This is a genomic window from Pseudomonas stagnisoli (genome assembly GCF_048595745.1).
Classification (GTDB): domain Bacteria; phylum Pseudomonadota; class Gammaproteobacteria; order Pseudomonadales; family Pseudomonadaceae; genus Aquipseudomonas; species Aquipseudomonas alcaligenes_A.
In genome coordinates this window covers 1,784,190-1,797,174 of sequence record NZ_CP184361.1, presented here as the reverse complement: position 1 = coordinate 1,797,174, position 12,985 = coordinate 1,784,190, and the positions used below count along the sequence as shown (strand labels likewise).

Sequence of the window (12,985 nt, the reverse complement as noted above, 5' to 3'; positions counted from 1 at the left end):
TTCGGGCAAGTCTAGGGGAAAACAGAAGGCGGGCAATGTGACTGGGTTGGCAGGCAACCTGCCACCATCCGGCTAGGGGATGGCGGTAGGATGAAAGTGTGACGGGTTGGGCGTTCAGGCCGGTTTTGCCGCCAGGTACGGAGCCAGACGGCGCCCCATCTCCTCACCGAGGGCCGCCAGACCGCTCATTGGACGCACCATCACTTCGAACTCGACGATCTTGCCGGCCTCGTCGAAGCGGATCATGTCGATGCCCTTGAGCTCTCGCCCGCCGACCTTGGCGGAAAACTCCAGGACCACATTGAGGCCATCGGCGCTGACCAGCTCACGGTGATAGGCGAAGTCCTGGAACACCTGCAGCACGGTATTGAGGATCAGGTTGACTACCGGCGCGCCCGGATAGGGGTTGTGCGCCATGGGCGAGCGGAACACCGCCTGCGGGTGCAGCAGCTCCGGCAGCGGGCTCAGGTCCCCGGCGGCAACGAACTGGTGCCAGCGCTGCAGGCTGGCGGCTGCGGCCGGTTGCAATTGAAGATCGGTGGACATGGGCTTCTCCTTATTGTTGTGAGCCACAAAGAAAACGCCCCGCACTGGGCGGGGCGTCTATCGATCAGAGTTCGGCGGCGAGGCGCGAGCCCTGGTTGATCGCGCGCTTGGCGTCCAGCTCGGCGGCCACATCGGCACCGCCGATCAGGTGCACCTTCTGCCCGGCGGCCTCCAGGCCTTCCTGCAGCTCACGCAGCGGGTCCTGCCCTGCGCAGACGATCACGGTGTCCACCGGCAGCAGCTGCGGCTCGCCCTCGCCGATGCGGATGTGCAGCCCGGCGTCGTCAACCTTGAGGTACTCGACCGAGTTGAGCATCAGCACATTCTTGTTCTTCAGGCCGGTACGGTGGATCCAGCCGGTGGTCTTGCCCAGGCCGTCGCCGACCTTGGACTTCTTGCGTTGCAGCAGGAACACCTCACGCGCCGCCGGGTGCACCTCGGCCTTGATCCCGGCGATGCCGCCACGGGCGTCCAGCGCGGTGTCGATGCCCCACTCCTTCCAGAAGGCTTCGCGGTTGAGGCTCGTCGCCTCGCCGGCATGGGTGATGAACTCGGACACGTCGAAGCCGATACCGCCGGCGCCGATCACCGCGACCTTCTGGCCAACCGGCTTGCGCTGCAGGATGGCGTCCAGGTAGCTGATCACCTTGGCATTGTCGATGCCCGGGATGGCCGGGGTGCGCGGCACGATGCCGGTGGCCAGGATGATCTCGTCGAAGCCACCCTTGACCAGGTCGTCGACCGAGACGCGGGTGTTCAGGCGCAGGTCGACGCCAGTGGTTTCCAGCTTTTTCTTGAAGTAACGCAGGGTCTCGTAGAACTCTTCCTTGCCCGGCACGCGCTTGGCCACGTTGAACTGGCCGCCGATCTCGCCGGCGGCGTCGAACAGGGTCACGCTGTGGCCACGCTCGGCAGCCACGGTGGCGGCGGACAGACCGGCCGGGCCGGCGCCGACCACGGCGATCTTCTTCACCGTGGTGGTCGGAATGTAGTTCAGCTCGGTCTCGTGGCACGCTCGCGGGTTGACCAGGCAGCTGGTCAGCTTGCCGCCGAAGGTGTGGTCCAGGCAGGCCTGGTTGCAGCCGATGCAGGTGTTGATCTCGTCGGCACGGCCGGCGGCCGCCTTGTTGACGAAGTCCGGGTCGGCGAGGAACGGGCGGGCCATGGACACCATGTCGGCGTCACCTTCGGCCAGTACCTGCTCGGCGACTTCCGGCGTGTTGATACGGTTGGTGGTGCACAGCGGGATGCTGACTTCGCCCTTGAGCTTGGCGGTGACCTTGGTGAAGGCCGCGCGCGGGACCTTGGTGGCGATGGTCGGGATACGTGCCTCGTGCCAGCCGATGCCGGTGTTGATGATGGTGGCGCCGGCCTTCTCGATGGCCTTGGCCAGGGTCACGATCTCGTCCCAGGTGCTGCCGCCCTCGACCAGGTCGAGCATGGACAGGCGGTAAATGATGATGAAGTTCGGGCCCACGGCCTCGCGAATGCGGCTGACGATCTCCACCGGCAGGCGCATGCGGTTCTCGTAGCTGCCACCCCAGCGGTCGGTACGGTGGTTGGTGTGGGCGACCAGGAACTGGTTGATGAAGTAGCCTTCCGAACCCATCACCTCGACGCCGTCATACTCGGCCTGCTGGGCCAGCTTGGCGCAGTTGACGAAGTCGTTGATCTGCTTCTGGATGCCGTCCTCGTCCAGCTCGTTGGGCTTGAACGGGTTGATCGGCGCCTGGATGGCGCTGGGCGCGACCAGCTTCGGGCTGTAGGCGTAGCGGCCGGCATGCAGAATCTGCATGGCAATCTTGCCGCCGGCCTCGTGCACCGCGCGGGTGACGATCTTGTGCTTCTCGGCCTCTTCCGGGGTGGTCAGCTTGGCCGCACCGGAGTAGACACCGCCCTCCTCGTTCGGGCCGATGCCGCCGGTGACCATCAGGCCGACGCCGCCACGGGCGCGCTCGGCGAAGTAGGCCGCCATGCGCTCGAAGCCATTGGGCTTCTCTTCCAGGCCGGTGTGCATGGAGCCCATCAGGGTACGGTTCTTCAGGGTGGTGAAACCCAGGTCCAGCGGGGCCAGCAGGTTCGGGTAGGCGTTGCTCATGGTCATCTCCACAGCGTCGGGCTTGTCACGGGCTGCCACGCACTGATGCGCGCGTGGTCGTTGTTGCGGCAGACGATAAAGAGCCGTCGCCGGGCGCTCAATGATCTAAATGCACAAGTTATTGATCATAAATGACAGCACGACTAGGCAAGGCCATCGCCTTGGCCTAGTCTGGCACCGTCTTTCGCACCAGGTTTACCCATGCTCACCCTGCTCCGCCGCAGCCTGCTCGTGCTGCTCGCCTTGGCCCTGATCGCCTACGCCGCCTGGATCCAGTGGCGCCCGACCAGTTTCTTCCTCAGCGACCTGCGCAGCTCGCTGGCCTTCATCCAGGGCCAGGACAGTGGCCGTGGCAACCTGCTGGGCATCCAGCCGGAACTGCAAGGCGCCGACTACCGCAGCGCGCTGCACCTGCACCGCAAGCTGTCCGCCTACCTGGACCAGGCCAGGCAGCAGGGCCTGCTCAACCCGAAGACGGTGGTGGTGCTGCCCGAACATATCGGCACCTGGCTGGTGGCCGTCGGCGAGAAGCGCGAAGTGTTCGCTGCCCGCGACCTGGCCGAGGCACGTATCTGGCTGGGCCTCAGCCACCCGTTGGAGCTGCTGCGGGCACTGTTCGCCAACCAGGGCACGGCGCGCTTCAGTGATGCCTTGCTACGGATGAAGGCCCGGCAGATGGCCGACGACTACCAGAGTCTGTTCGGCGGCCTGGCCGAGACCTACGGCGTGACCATTGTCGCCGGCTCCATCGTGCTGCCCGAGCCCAGCGTGGTCGACGGCGTGCTGCAGGTCGGTGATGGCCCGCTGTACAACGTCAGCCTGGTGTTCGGCAGCGATGGCCTGCCGCTCGGCCAGCCGCAGCGCAAGGTATTGCCGCATCGCGAGGAGGACAGCTTCACCGCCGCGGCTTCCGACCAGGCCCTGCAGGTGGTGACCACCCCGGCCGGCCGTCTGGGCGTGCTGATCGGCACCGACAGCTGGCGCGCGGAGAGCTATGCACCGCTGATCGCCCAGCAGGTCGAACTGCTCGCCGTGCCGGCCTACCTGCCCGGCAACGGCCACTGGAATGAAGTCTGGAGTGGCACCCCCAGCGACCTGCGCAGCCGCGCCGATCCGCTCAGCGAGGGCCAGGCCTGGTTGCATCACTCGCTGCCCATGCAGCTGGCGCCGAGTGGCGCGCGTGCCGGCATGGCGGTTTTCCTGCGCGGCCAGCTGTGGAACCTCGGCAGCGACGGGCGCAGCCTGGCGGTGACGCCGGCAGGCACGCAGCTGGTGGAAGAAGCCCCGGGCGCGCGCCTGTTCAACCTGTGGCTGTGACGTGAAACCGGCCCGCGTGCGCCTCGGCGACCTCTCCGTCGCCTTCGTCCATGGACTGGTGGACGCCCTGGCAGAAAAGGGCATCGCCGCCGACGAGTTGCTGCGTCAGTTCCGCCTGGACGATACGCGCCTGGCCCTGCCGCGCGAACGCCTGTCGATCCCGCGCTACATGCGCCTGGGCCACAGCGCCATCCAGCTGTGCGGCGATGCCGCGCTGGGTCTGGAGATGGGTCGCCACAGCCGCATCGGCCAGGCCGGCCTGGCGGGCGTCACCGCCGCGCAGGCGCCGACCCTGCGCGAGGCCGCGCGCACGCTGATCCGCTTCGAGCCGCTGTACGCCCACAACTACCGCGGCCAGTCGAGCTTTGTCGAGGACGCCAGCGGTGCCTGGCTGAGCTTCTACTCGATCAGCCCGTACAACGCCTTCAATCGCTTCGTGGTGGATTCGGTGCTGTCCAGCTGGCACCACCAGCTGGGCGCCCTGCTCGGCGGAACGCTGGCACTGGAGCGCGTGGAAATCGAATTTCCCGCACCAGACTATGCCGAGCGCTATGAGCGCTGTTTCGGTTGCCCGGTGGAGTTCGGCGCCGGCCACAACCGCCTGCGTCTGGGCCTGAGCAGCCTCAACCAGGCACTGTCGCAACACTGCCCGAGCACCTGGCAGCAGATGCTGGAGCTGGCCGAGCGCGAGCTGGAACAGCTGACCCGCACCCGCAGCCTGCGCGAGCGCATCATCCACCTGCTGGGGCCTATGCTGCACGGCCGCGAGCCGGAATTGGAAGAAGTCGCGAGCAAGCTGCAGCTGCCGAGCTGGACGCTGCGGCGCAAACTGGCCGAGGAAGGCACACAGTTCCGCACCCTGCTCAATGAAACGCGGCGCGACCTGGCGATGGCCTATATCCGCGATACCGAACTGGCGTTCGGCGAAATCGCCTACCTGCTCGGCTTCGCCTCGGCCGAGGCTTTCCAGCGCGCCTTCAAGCGCTGGAGCGGGCAGACGCCCGGAGAGTTTCGCCGCAGCCAGCGCCTGCAGCCGAGCTAGACCGCGGCCTCACAGCTCGGTGGCATCCTCGGCAGGCTCGGCCGGGTCATGATCGATGGCGTGGGATTCCAGCAGCTCTTCGACGTAGTCATCCATTGGGGCTTCCTCCAGTCGTTGGTCGAGATTGAAACAAAGACCATGCCAACAGACTGAAGATTCCCGATGACAACGCGATGACGGCAGAAAAAATTCCGCCAGATGCGAAAAGCCCCCAGCTCTTGCGAGCTGAGGGCTTCTCTTTATATGGCGCAGCGGACGGGACTCGAACCCGCGACCCCCGGCGTGACAGGCCGGTATTCTAACCGACTGAACTACCGCTGCGCGTCGGTTCTCGCAAGAGACATGGTGGGTGATGACGGGATCGAACCGCCGACCCTCTGCTTGTAAGGCAGATGCTCTCCCGGCTGAGCTAATCACCCGAGTAGCCTTGCGAGGTGGCGAAATTTACGCATCCCCCTCTCCTAAGTCAACACCCTGCTTGAATTTTTTCTTCGGGGCGATTTTCAGGAGGCTTTTCACGCTGCCCGATCCGGGTGCCGGAGGCACCCGAGTGGTGCACGGGTGTCAGCCGGCACGCAGCAGCAGGCGAGTGCTCACCAAGCCCTTTTCCGCCCGCTCCAACCCCGCTTCCTCGACCCGCACGCCCTGCTCCTCCAGGCTGATCAGCCAGCGCAGCAGACGCGCGAAGTCGGTGGGCTGCAGGCTGACCTGCAGGCCGCCATCGCCCTGGTTGTCCAGGCGCTCGATGTTCAGGCCCTGGCCGGCCGCGCTGCCAGTGATCAGCCCCTGCAGCGCGGCGGGGTCGATATTGACCTGTGGCTTGCCCTGCAGTGCCCGCACCTGCGGCGCGTGCTCCTGCAGATAGGCATGCAGCGCGCGCTGCTGCTGCAGGAAGCCGCGGGCCTGCTCGAGGTTCTGGCTGACCGGCCGCCACAGCAGCAGATACAGCAGCACCAGCAGCAGGAAGCCACCGAGCAGGCCCAGCGCCAGGCGGTCGCGCGGCGGCAGCGCATGCCAGCGCGCGACAAGGGGGTTGCTGGCGAGTTGGGCCTGCAGGCGCATGGTCAGATCGCTCATCCGTTACCTCCGATCACCAGGCGTGCGCTGACGCCATTGTCTTCCCGGCTCGCCGAGCCCATGTCCACCGCCAGCCCGGCCTCCTGCAGGCGCGTGCGCAGGCTTTCCAGGGCGGAGAAATCGCTGGCCTGCAGGTTGAGTGCGAGGTCTCCGCGCTCGGCATTGAAGTCCAGCTGCTGCACCTGGACCCGCGCGCCCTCCTCGCCTATCGCCGCAGCAGCCTGGTCGAGCAGCTGCAGCAATTGCTGCTGGCCCCCGCCCTGCGCCTCGGCCAGGTGCTGGTCGAACTGCGCACGCAGGTTGATCAGCTTGCTGTCCTCGGGGAACAGCTCGCGGTACAGGACCTCGCTGGCCTGGGCATAGCGCTCGCCCTCACGCTGCAGGTACCAGCCCTGGGCCAGGTTGAAGCCCCACTGCAGCACCAGCCACAGTCCCAGCAGCGCCGCCAGGGGACGCCAGCGCGACCAGTGCCCGGACGGCTCGCGACGGGCGAATGGGCCCTGGGCCAGGTTGCACTCGGCCTGCTGACGGGCCAGCCAGGCCAGCGGCGCAGCCAGCTCGCGCACCTCGTCGACGTGTGCCGGCGCTGCCTGGCCGGGCGCCACCCGGGCCACCCGTGGCGGCGGGCAGAGCTCGGCCAGCTGCGGCCAGTCCTCGCCACGCAGGGCCAGGCGCGCCTCGCCGCTGCCGCCGAGCAACCAGCGCTCGCCCAGGCAGAGCAGCTGGCTGCCCTCTTCGCTCAGCAGGTCGGCATCCACCTCGATGCGCTGCGGCGGTTGGCTGCCACACAGCGCCAACCAATCGGTCAGCCAGGCGCGGCGCACCGCGTAGACACGGTGACGGCCGTCGGCCAACTGGCCGCCGACGCTCAGGTGGAACTGCTCGACGTCCTCGGCCAGCAGCTCCTCCACGGCGAACGGCAGGGCCTTCTGCAGCCAGCGCGCCTTGGTGGTCGGCAGCTGCACCAGGCAGACGGTTACCGCCTCCACCGGCAGCACCAGGCGCCAGGCCCGCGCCGCGTCTGGCAGAGCCTCGGCGAACGGGCGCTGGCTACAGATGTCGCCATCGACCTGCCAGACCGGTAGCTCGGCGGCCACCTGGGTACAGGCCTGCGGTGGAAGAAACAGGGTGGGCAGACTCATTGTTCGGACTCCTCGACGGGCGGGGGCGCCAGGCCCTCCTGCCCCAGATCGCGCCCCATCAGACGGACGCGTCCATCATTGCCACGTTGCAGATAGCTGGTCAGCACCTGGCGCCGGTCGCCCAGCAGCACTTCGGTGGTGACACGAAAATACTGGCTGGCGATGCCCAATCCCCGCGGGCTCACGGCATAGGCACTGAGCTGCTGGGTAACCGCGGAAGGCTCACGATAGCCGGTGCGCCCGCGCCCTTCGATGACCGCCTTCAGTGCCGAGTCGGGAATGCCGTCGCCCAGGCACGCCAGCACCTGGGCGCTGGCAGTATTGACGTTGAGTTCCACATCCTTGGGCAAGGCGCTGACGAAAGGCGCCAGGCGCCGGTAATCGACCTCGCTCATGCCCAGCAGCAGGCGCAGCTCGGACACATCGGCGATGACACCCGGCCCCGTACGATAGGCCGGTTTGAGCAGCAGGTACTGGTCATCCTCGGCACCGGCCATGCCACTGGGGTCCTGGTCGAGGTCCAGCCAGTCGCGCAAACGGTCGGCGTAGGCCGGACTCAGCTGCAGGCCCTGCAGCAGGCGGCGCAGGCGCAGCAGGGCCAGCTCGCCGGCCTCGCCATTGACCGACAGGCTGTTGAGGTTGAAGCGCCCGGACAGGTCTTCGATGCGCAGGCGCAGCTCGCCGCCCTCGTCCAGCGGGAAACGCAGCCTGGGGTTGGCCCAGGCCTCGGCCGGGTGGTCCACCTGGCCCTCGCTCAGGTCGCGGCGCAACAGCGCCTTGGCCACCAGTTCGCCGCCTTCGGCGTAATACTGGGCCTGACGCACCAGCAGCTGGTTGCCAGTGCTGCGAATGGCCAGTTGTTGGCGCAGCAGCAGGGCCGCACACACCACGGTCACCAGTGCCACCACCAGCAGCACGGTGATCAGCGCCACCCCGCGCTGCCGCCTCATGCTGCCGGCTCCTCGCCCGGCACAGGCGACGGTTCGTCCGGCAGCAGCTCACCATCATCGCCACCGTCGCCGCCATCGGGCGTCGCGACCTGCTGCGGCGGCAGCTCCGGCAGGCGCCAGATGCGCCGCAGCTCGCCGTAATAGCGATGCTCGATGATCAGCTCGATAGCCTTGGGCAGCTGGGTCAACCCTTCCTCGGAGCGGCTGTTGGCCGGCGGCCAGCTCTGCAGCCAGCGCCCCTCGAGATCGAGGAAACGCAGCTCGTAGCGCTTGACCCCATCCAGCGCCTGCTGCACCCGCGGCTGGCTGTCCTGGGCCTGGTCCAGCACCGGCCAGTAGGCGCGCTGCCAGCGCTCGCCCTCCAGCTGCCAGCGCACCCGCTGCAGGGTCGCGCGCGGCTGGCCCAGCGGATTTCGCCAGCCGCTGCGGGTGAACTCCAGCCGGGTGTCCTTGCCGCTGTCGCCGTACAGGGAGGCCAGTGGGTCACCGAGCGGGTCGCGAATCGGCCGCGTGCGCACCTGCAGCAGGTCGCGTTCGAAGGCCGCCATGGCCCGGGTCAGCTCGCGCAGGCGCTGCTCCTGCTGGCGCTGGCCGCGATCGGTCTGCAGCACGCTGTCGAGCATGCGGTAAGTGGCCATGGCCAGCAGGGCGAAGATGGCGATGGCGATCAGCACCTCCAGCAGGGTGAAACCACGCTGCCTCATGGCTCCACCCCGACGAAGCCGCTCAAGGTGACCAGTGCGTTGTCCTCGATCTTACCGCGCAGGCCACGCTCGGGCCGCGGCGCCACACGCACGGTGACACGCAGCATCTCCGGCTCGCTGGTCGCCTGCACCTCGGTCTGCCACTGCCAGCGCCGACCGGCGTAGCTTTCCTCGCCCTGCTCGCGCCCCTCAACCGGCGGCGCGTCGGCCAGCTGGATTTCCTGCAGGCGGTTGTCTGCCAGCCAGGTAGCGAAGGTCTTGTCTTCCAGGCGCGCGGCGGTCTTCAGCGAGCGGGCGCTGGCGCTGAGCACGCTGGCGGCGACCACGGCGAAGATCGCCAGGGCCACCAGCACCTCCAGCAGAGTGAAGCCGCGGCCGCGCCTCATCGGGACTTTTCCTGCTGCAGCGCGGGCTCGGCAAAGCCGTCGCTGACCAGCAACAGCACCGGTGCACCGCGCTCACGACCACCGGCCAGGCGCAGGGTAAAAGGTGTCAGTTCGCCGCTGGAAAGAATCAGCAGCTGCGGCGGCTTGGGTGCGGACTTGTCCTTGTCCCCCTTGGCGGTGGGTAGGCTGACGCCCTGGTCTTCCACTTCGATGCTCAGCTGCACCCAGTCCGGCAGCTCGTGGACCTTGTCGTCCAGCGGCTGCCAGCGCGACTTCAGTGGATCAAAGCGCAGCACCTGATAACTGTGGGCCTCGAAACGCACGCCATACTCGCGGTTATCCAGCACCGCCTCGTCGAGCAGCACCCGCAGCAGGCTGTTGAGCCGATCGGCCTCGTCAGCCAGCTTGCGCGCGGGGCTGCTGGCCAGGCCGCTGCCGAGCACGGCGAGGCTGGTCAGCACGCCGAGCAGGACCAGCACCACCAGCAGCTCGATCAGGGTAAACCCGCGCGTGCGCTGCATTACGAATCAGAGGTCCCAGTTACCGATATCGGCGTTGGTGCCGTCGCCGCCTTCCTGGCCATCGGCGCCGAGGCTGTAGAGATCGATCTTGCCGCGGGTGCCCGGCGACAGGTACAGATACTGATTGCCCCAGGGGTCGATCGGCAGCTTCTTCAGGTAACCCTCGGCGTTCCAGTTCTTCGCTGCCGGGTTGCCGGTGGGCTTCTTCACTAGGGCTTCCAGGCCCTGCTGGGTGCTCGGGTAGTTCTGGTTGTCCAGCTTGTACATGTCCAGCGCCGCACCGATGGCGCGGATGTCGTTCTGCGCCGCGGTGACCTTGGCCTGGTCCGGTCGGCCCATCACCTGCGGCACCACCAGGGCGGCGAGGATGCCGAGGATGACCACCACCACCATGATTTCGATCAGCGTGAAGCCTTTCTGTTTGTACATCGCTATCAACCCACCAGTTGGTTCAGAGAAAGAATCGGCAACAGGATGGCCAGCACGATCACCAGCACCACCGCGCCCATGAATACCAGCATGAACGGCTCGAACAGCCCCACCAGCAGGCCGATGGTGGCCGCCAGGTCGTTTTCCTGGTTGCGCGCCGTGCGCGACAACATCTGGTCCAGCTCGCCGGAGCGCTCGCCGCTGGCGATCATGTGCAGCATCATCGGCGGGAACTGCCGGCTGGCCTCCAGCGCGCGCGACAGGCTGCCGCCCTCGCGCACACGCTGGGTGGCATTGGCCACGTCGCTGCGGATGATCAGGTTGGACACCACCTCGGCGCCGATGGCCAGCGCCTCCACCAGCGGCACGCCGCTGCGCACCAGGATGGCCAGGGTCGAGGCGAAACGCGCCGTCTCGGTGGCAGCGATCAGCCCACCGACCAGCGGCACGCGCAGCAGGAAGGCGTGCCAGCGCCGGCGCAGGTCTTCGTTGCGCAGGGCGCGGCGAAAGCCGATCACGCCGAGCACCGCCAGCACGATGGCCAGCGCGCCCCAGGCCTTGACCAGCTCACTGAGGAAAATCAGCCCGCGGGTCAGCGCCGGCAGGGTCTGCCCGGAGTCGACGAACACCCGCACCACGTCCGGCACCACGTAGCCGAGCAGGAAGCCGACGATGCCCAGCGAGGCGAGCATCAGGATCACCGGGTAGAGCAGCGCCATCTGGATCTTTTGCCGCGACTGCTGGCGCTGCTCGGTGTAGTCGGCCAGCTGCTCCAGCACCGGGCCGAGGTGACCGGCGTGCTCGCCGGCCGCCACCGTGGCGCGGTACAGCTCGGGGAAAGCCGCCGGGTAGGTGGCCAGGGCCTTGGCCAGGCTGTGGCCTTCCAGCACCTTGGCACGCACCGCCAGCAGCATCGACTGCAGACGCGGCTGGCGCGACTGCGCAGCGGCGGCGCGCAGCGCTTCTTCGATGGGCAGGGCAGCGCTGATCAGGGTCGCCAGTTGGCGGGTGACCAGGGCCAAATCGCGGGCCGACAGGCCACGGCGCAGGGTGAAGCCGCCCGAGGCGCCCTCCTCCTTGCGCTGCACCGGCTCGACCTGCAGCGGCGACAGCTGTTTGTCGCGCAACAGCTGGCGCACCTGGCGGGCGCTGTCGCCCTCCAGCACGCCTTTCTGCTGGCGGCCCCGGGCGTCCAGGGCGATGTATTCGAAGGCGGCCATCAGTCTTCCCGCGTCACGCGCAGCACTTCTTCCAGGGTGGTCACCCCTTCCAGCACCTTGCGCCGGCCGTCGTCACGGATGCTCGGGCCGAGGCTGCGGGCGTGGCGCAGCAGCTCCTGCTCGCCCGCGCCGTTGTGCACCAGGGTGCGCATCTGGTCGTCGAAGATCACCAGCTCGTAGATGCCGGTGCGGCCACGGTAGCCCTGCTGGTGGCACTCCGGGCAGCCCTTGGCGTGGTAGATCTGCGGCCGGCTCGAAGCATCGAGGCCGAGCAGTGCGCACTCCGCCTCATCGGCCGGCCGCGCTTCGCGGCAGTGCACGCAAAGCACGCGAACCAGGCGCTGGGCCAGTACGCCGAGCAAGGACGACGACAGCAGGAAGGGCTCGACGCCCATGTCCACCAGGCGGGTGACGGCACCGACGGCGCTGTTGGTGTGCAGGGTGGAGAGCACCAGGTGGCCGGTGAGCGAGGCTTGCACGGCGATGTCGGCGGTTTCCTGGTCGCGGATCTCGCCGACCATCACCACGTCCGGGTCCTGGCGCAGGATGGCGCGCAGGCCGCGGGCGAAGGTCATGTCCACCCGCGGGTTGACCTGGGTCTGGCCGATGCCTTCGAGGTAATACTCGATCGGGTCTTCCACCGTGAGGATGTTGCGCGAGCGGTCATTCAAGGTGACCAAGCCGGCATACAGGGTGGTGGTCTTGCCCGAACCGGTCGGGCCGGTGACCAGGATGATGCCGTGCGGCTTGCGCAGGTTGTCGTCGAGCAGGCGGCGGTCGCGCTCACTCATACCCAGGTGCTGCAGCGACAGGCGTCCGGCCTGTTTATCCAGCAGACGCAGTACCACCCGCTCGCCGTTGGCCGATGGCAGTGTGGATACGCGGATATCGACCTCGCGACCGCCGACCTTGAGCGAGATGCGACCGTCCTGCGGCACGCGCTTCTCGGCGATGTCCAGGCGCGCCATGACCTTGACCCGCGAGACCAGCAGCGCGGCCAGTTCGCGGCGCGGCTCGATCACTTCACGCAGGATGCCGTCGACCCGGAAGCGTACCACCAGGCGTTTCTCGAAGGTTTCCAAGTGGATGTCGGAAGCACCGGCCTTGATCGCCTCGCTGAGGATGGCGTTGATCAGGCGGATGATCGGTGCATCGTCTTCCTGCTCCAGCAGGTCGCCGGATTCGGGGGTGAGTTCGGCCAGGCTGGCCAGGTCGAGTTCGGCGCCAAGGCCTTCGGCCATCTGCCGCACTTCAGAGGAGTCGCGCTGGTAGGCCAGGGTCAGTTCCTGCTCGAAGGCTTCCGGCTCCAGCCAGTGCAGCGGCAGCACGCGGCCGGCAAAGCGCTGGGCTTCCTGAACGGCGGTCAGGCTGGCGCCGCGCCGCACCTGCAGCTGGGCCTGGCCGAAGGGCTCGCGCAGCAGCACGCCGTGCCGTTTGGCGAAGGCGAAAGGCAGCGGGCGCAGCGGCGGCTCTGCCGGGGCCGCTAGCGCGGCATGGGTATCGGTGGACATGTGCGGGCCCGTTCCTGAAACAGAAGATCCATCTAGCTGTTG

13 protein-coding genes and 2 tRNA genes are annotated in these 12,985 nt (G+C 67.7%); 2 read left to right on the top strand and 13 right to left on the bottom strand.

What is annotated here, in order from left to right; all coding sequences use genetic code 11:
- Positions 1 to 114: 114 nt before the first annotated feature.
- Together ACOAPY_RS08730 and ACOAPY_RS08725 are read right to left on the bottom strand one after the other, a co-directional pair.
- Entirely contained in the window at positions 115 to 546 is a 432-nt protein-coding gene (locus tag ACOAPY_RS08730; protein WP_280003378.1) for a nuclear transport factor 2 family protein, read from the bottom strand.
- A 64-nt stretch (positions 547 to 610) separates the two neighbouring features.
- Positions 611 to 2,644 (bottom strand): oxidoreductase, encoded by a 2,034-nt coding sequence (locus tag ACOAPY_RS08725; protein ID WP_465156206.1) that lies wholly within the window; start codon positions 2,642 to 2,644, stop codon positions 611 to 613.
- 201 nt (positions 2,645 to 2,845) lie between these two features.
- On the opposite strand from ACOAPY_RS08725, the gene ACOAPY_RS08720 reads away from it, so the two are divergent.
- Entirely contained in the window at positions 2,846 to 3,961 is a 1,116-nt protein-coding gene (locus tag ACOAPY_RS08720) for a carbon-nitrogen hydrolase family protein (protein WP_465156204.1), read from the top strand.
- A gap of 1 nt (position 3,962) precedes the next feature.
- The gene (locus ACOAPY_RS08715) at positions 3,963 to 5,003 is read left to right on the top strand and encodes an AraC family transcriptional regulator (protein WP_465156202.1); all 1,041 of its coding nucleotides are present in this window, start codon (positions 3,963 to 3,965) and stop codon (positions 5,001 to 5,003) included.
- Positions 5,004 to 5,247: 244 nt separating this feature from the next.
- Here the strand turns inward: ACOAPY_RS08715 and ACOAPY_RS08710 are convergent.
- From ACOAPY_RS08710 to gspE, 11 genes are all read right to left on the bottom strand, one after another.
- Positions 5,248 to 5,324: transfer RNA gene (locus ACOAPY_RS08710), tRNA-Asp, on the bottom strand.
- A 22-nt stretch (positions 5,325 to 5,346) separates the two neighbouring features.
- Positions 5,347 to 5,422, bottom strand: a tRNA-Val gene (locus tag ACOAPY_RS08705).
- A gap of 145 nt (positions 5,423 to 5,567) precedes the next feature.
- A complete protein-coding gene (locus ACOAPY_RS08700) occupies positions 5,568 to 6,080 on the bottom strand; it encodes a type II secretion system protein M (protein WP_021699706.1) in 513 nt (170 codons plus the stop codon).
- Positions 6,077 to 7,222, bottom strand: a complete 1,146-nt coding sequence (gene gspL, locus ACOAPY_RS08695; RefSeq protein WP_465156200.1) for a type II secretion system protein GspL — start codon at positions 7,220 to 7,222, stop codon at positions 6,077 to 6,079. Before gspL ends, ACOAPY_RS08700 begins: the two co-directional genes overlap by 4 nt.
- Entirely contained in the window at positions 7,219 to 8,172 is a 954-nt protein-coding gene (gspK, locus tag ACOAPY_RS08690; RefSeq protein ID WP_465156198.1) for a type II secretion system minor pseudopilin GspK, read from the bottom strand. Before gspK ends, gspL begins: the two co-directional genes overlap by 4 nt.
- On the bottom strand, positions 8,169 to 8,876 hold the full coding sequence (gene gspJ / locus ACOAPY_RS08685; protein WP_286945183.1) for a type II secretion system minor pseudopilin GspJ: 708 nt from the start codon (positions 8,874 to 8,876) through the stop codon (positions 8,169 to 8,171). The genes gspK and gspJ overlap by 4 nt, the downstream gene beginning before the upstream one ends.
- The gene (gene gspI / locus ACOAPY_RS08680; protein WP_076578970.1) at positions 8,873 to 9,262 is read right to left on the bottom strand and encodes a type II secretion system minor pseudopilin GspI; all 390 of its coding nucleotides are present in this window, start codon (positions 9,260 to 9,262) and stop codon (positions 8,873 to 8,875) included. Before gspI ends, gspJ begins: the two co-directional genes overlap by 4 nt.
- Complete coding sequence (gene gspH / locus ACOAPY_RS08675; protein WP_076578972.1) at positions 9,259 to 9,783, bottom strand: type II secretion system minor pseudopilin GspH; 525 nt, start codon at positions 9,781 to 9,783, stop codon at positions 9,259 to 9,261. The genes gspI and gspH overlap by 4 nt, the downstream gene beginning before the upstream one ends.
- A gap of 6 nt (positions 9,784 to 9,789) precedes the next feature.
- Positions 9,790 to 10,212, bottom strand: a complete 423-nt coding sequence (gspG, locus tag ACOAPY_RS08670; RefSeq protein ID WP_021701766.1) for a type II secretion system major pseudopilin GspG — start codon at positions 10,210 to 10,212, stop codon at positions 9,790 to 9,792.
- Positions 10,213 to 10,217: 5 nt separating this feature from the next.
- Positions 10,218 to 11,432, bottom strand: coding sequence for a GspF family T2SS innner membrane protein variant XcpS (xcpS, locus tag ACOAPY_RS08665; protein WP_076429699.1), 1,215 nt, complete (start codon positions 11,430 to 11,432; stop codon positions 10,218 to 10,220).
- Positions 11,432 to 12,943 carry a type II secretion system ATPase GspE gene (gene gspE, locus ACOAPY_RS08660; protein WP_465156196.1) on the bottom strand — a complete coding sequence of 504 codons (1,512 nt, stop codon included), beginning with the start codon at positions 12,941 to 12,943 and terminating at the stop codon, positions 11,432 to 11,434. Before gspE ends, xcpS begins: the two co-directional genes overlap by 1 nt.
- Positions 12,944 to 12,985 lie beyond the last annotated feature (42 nt).

Bases quoted from the DNA above. Each gene is read 5' to 3' on its own strand.
- ACOAPY_RS08730 (WP_280003378.1), bottom strand. From the start codon at position 546: ATGTCCACCGATCTTCAATTGCAACCGGCCGCAGCCGCCAGCCTGCAG.
- gspK (WP_465156198.1), bottom strand. From the start codon at position 8,172: ATGAGGCGGCAGCGCGGGGTGGCGCTGATCACCGTGCTGCTGGTGGTG.
- gspJ (WP_286945183.1), bottom strand. From the start codon at position 8,876: ATGAGGCAGCGTGGTTTCACCCTGCTGGAGGTGCTGATCGCCATCGCC.
- gspH (WP_076578972.1), bottom strand. From the start codon at position 9,783: ATGCAGCGCACGCGCGGGTTTACCCTGATCGAGCTGCTGGTGGTGCTG.
- ACOAPY_RS08700 (WP_021699706.1), bottom strand. From the start codon at position 6,080: ATGAGCGATCTGACCATGCGCCTGCAGGCCCAACTCGCCAGCAACCCC.
- ACOAPY_RS08725 (WP_465156206.1), bottom strand. From the start codon at position 2,644: ATGAGCAACGCCTACCCGAACCTGCTGGCCCCGCTGGACCTGGGTTTC.
- gspE (WP_465156196.1), bottom strand. From the start codon at position 12,943: ATGTCCACCGATACCCATGCCGCGCTAGCGGCCCCGGCAGAGCCGCCG.
- gspI (WP_076578970.1), bottom strand. From the start codon at position 9,262: ATGAGGCGCGGCCGCGGCTTCACTCTGCTGGAGGTGCTGGTGGCCCTG.
- gspG (WP_021701766.1), bottom strand. From the start codon at position 10,212: ATGTACAAACAGAAAGGCTTCACGCTGATCGAAATCATGGTGGTGGTG.
- gspL (WP_465156200.1), bottom strand. From the start codon at position 7,222: ATGAGTCTGCCCACCCTGTTTCTTCCACCGCAGGCCTGTACCCAGGTG.
- xcpS (WP_076429699.1), bottom strand. From the start codon at position 11,432: ATGGCCGCCTTCGAATACATCGCCCTGGACGCCCGGGGCCGCCAGCAG.
- ACOAPY_RS08720 (WP_465156204.1), top strand. From the start codon at position 2,846: ATGCTCACCCTGCTCCGCCGCAGCCTGCTCGTGCTGCTCGCCTTGGCC.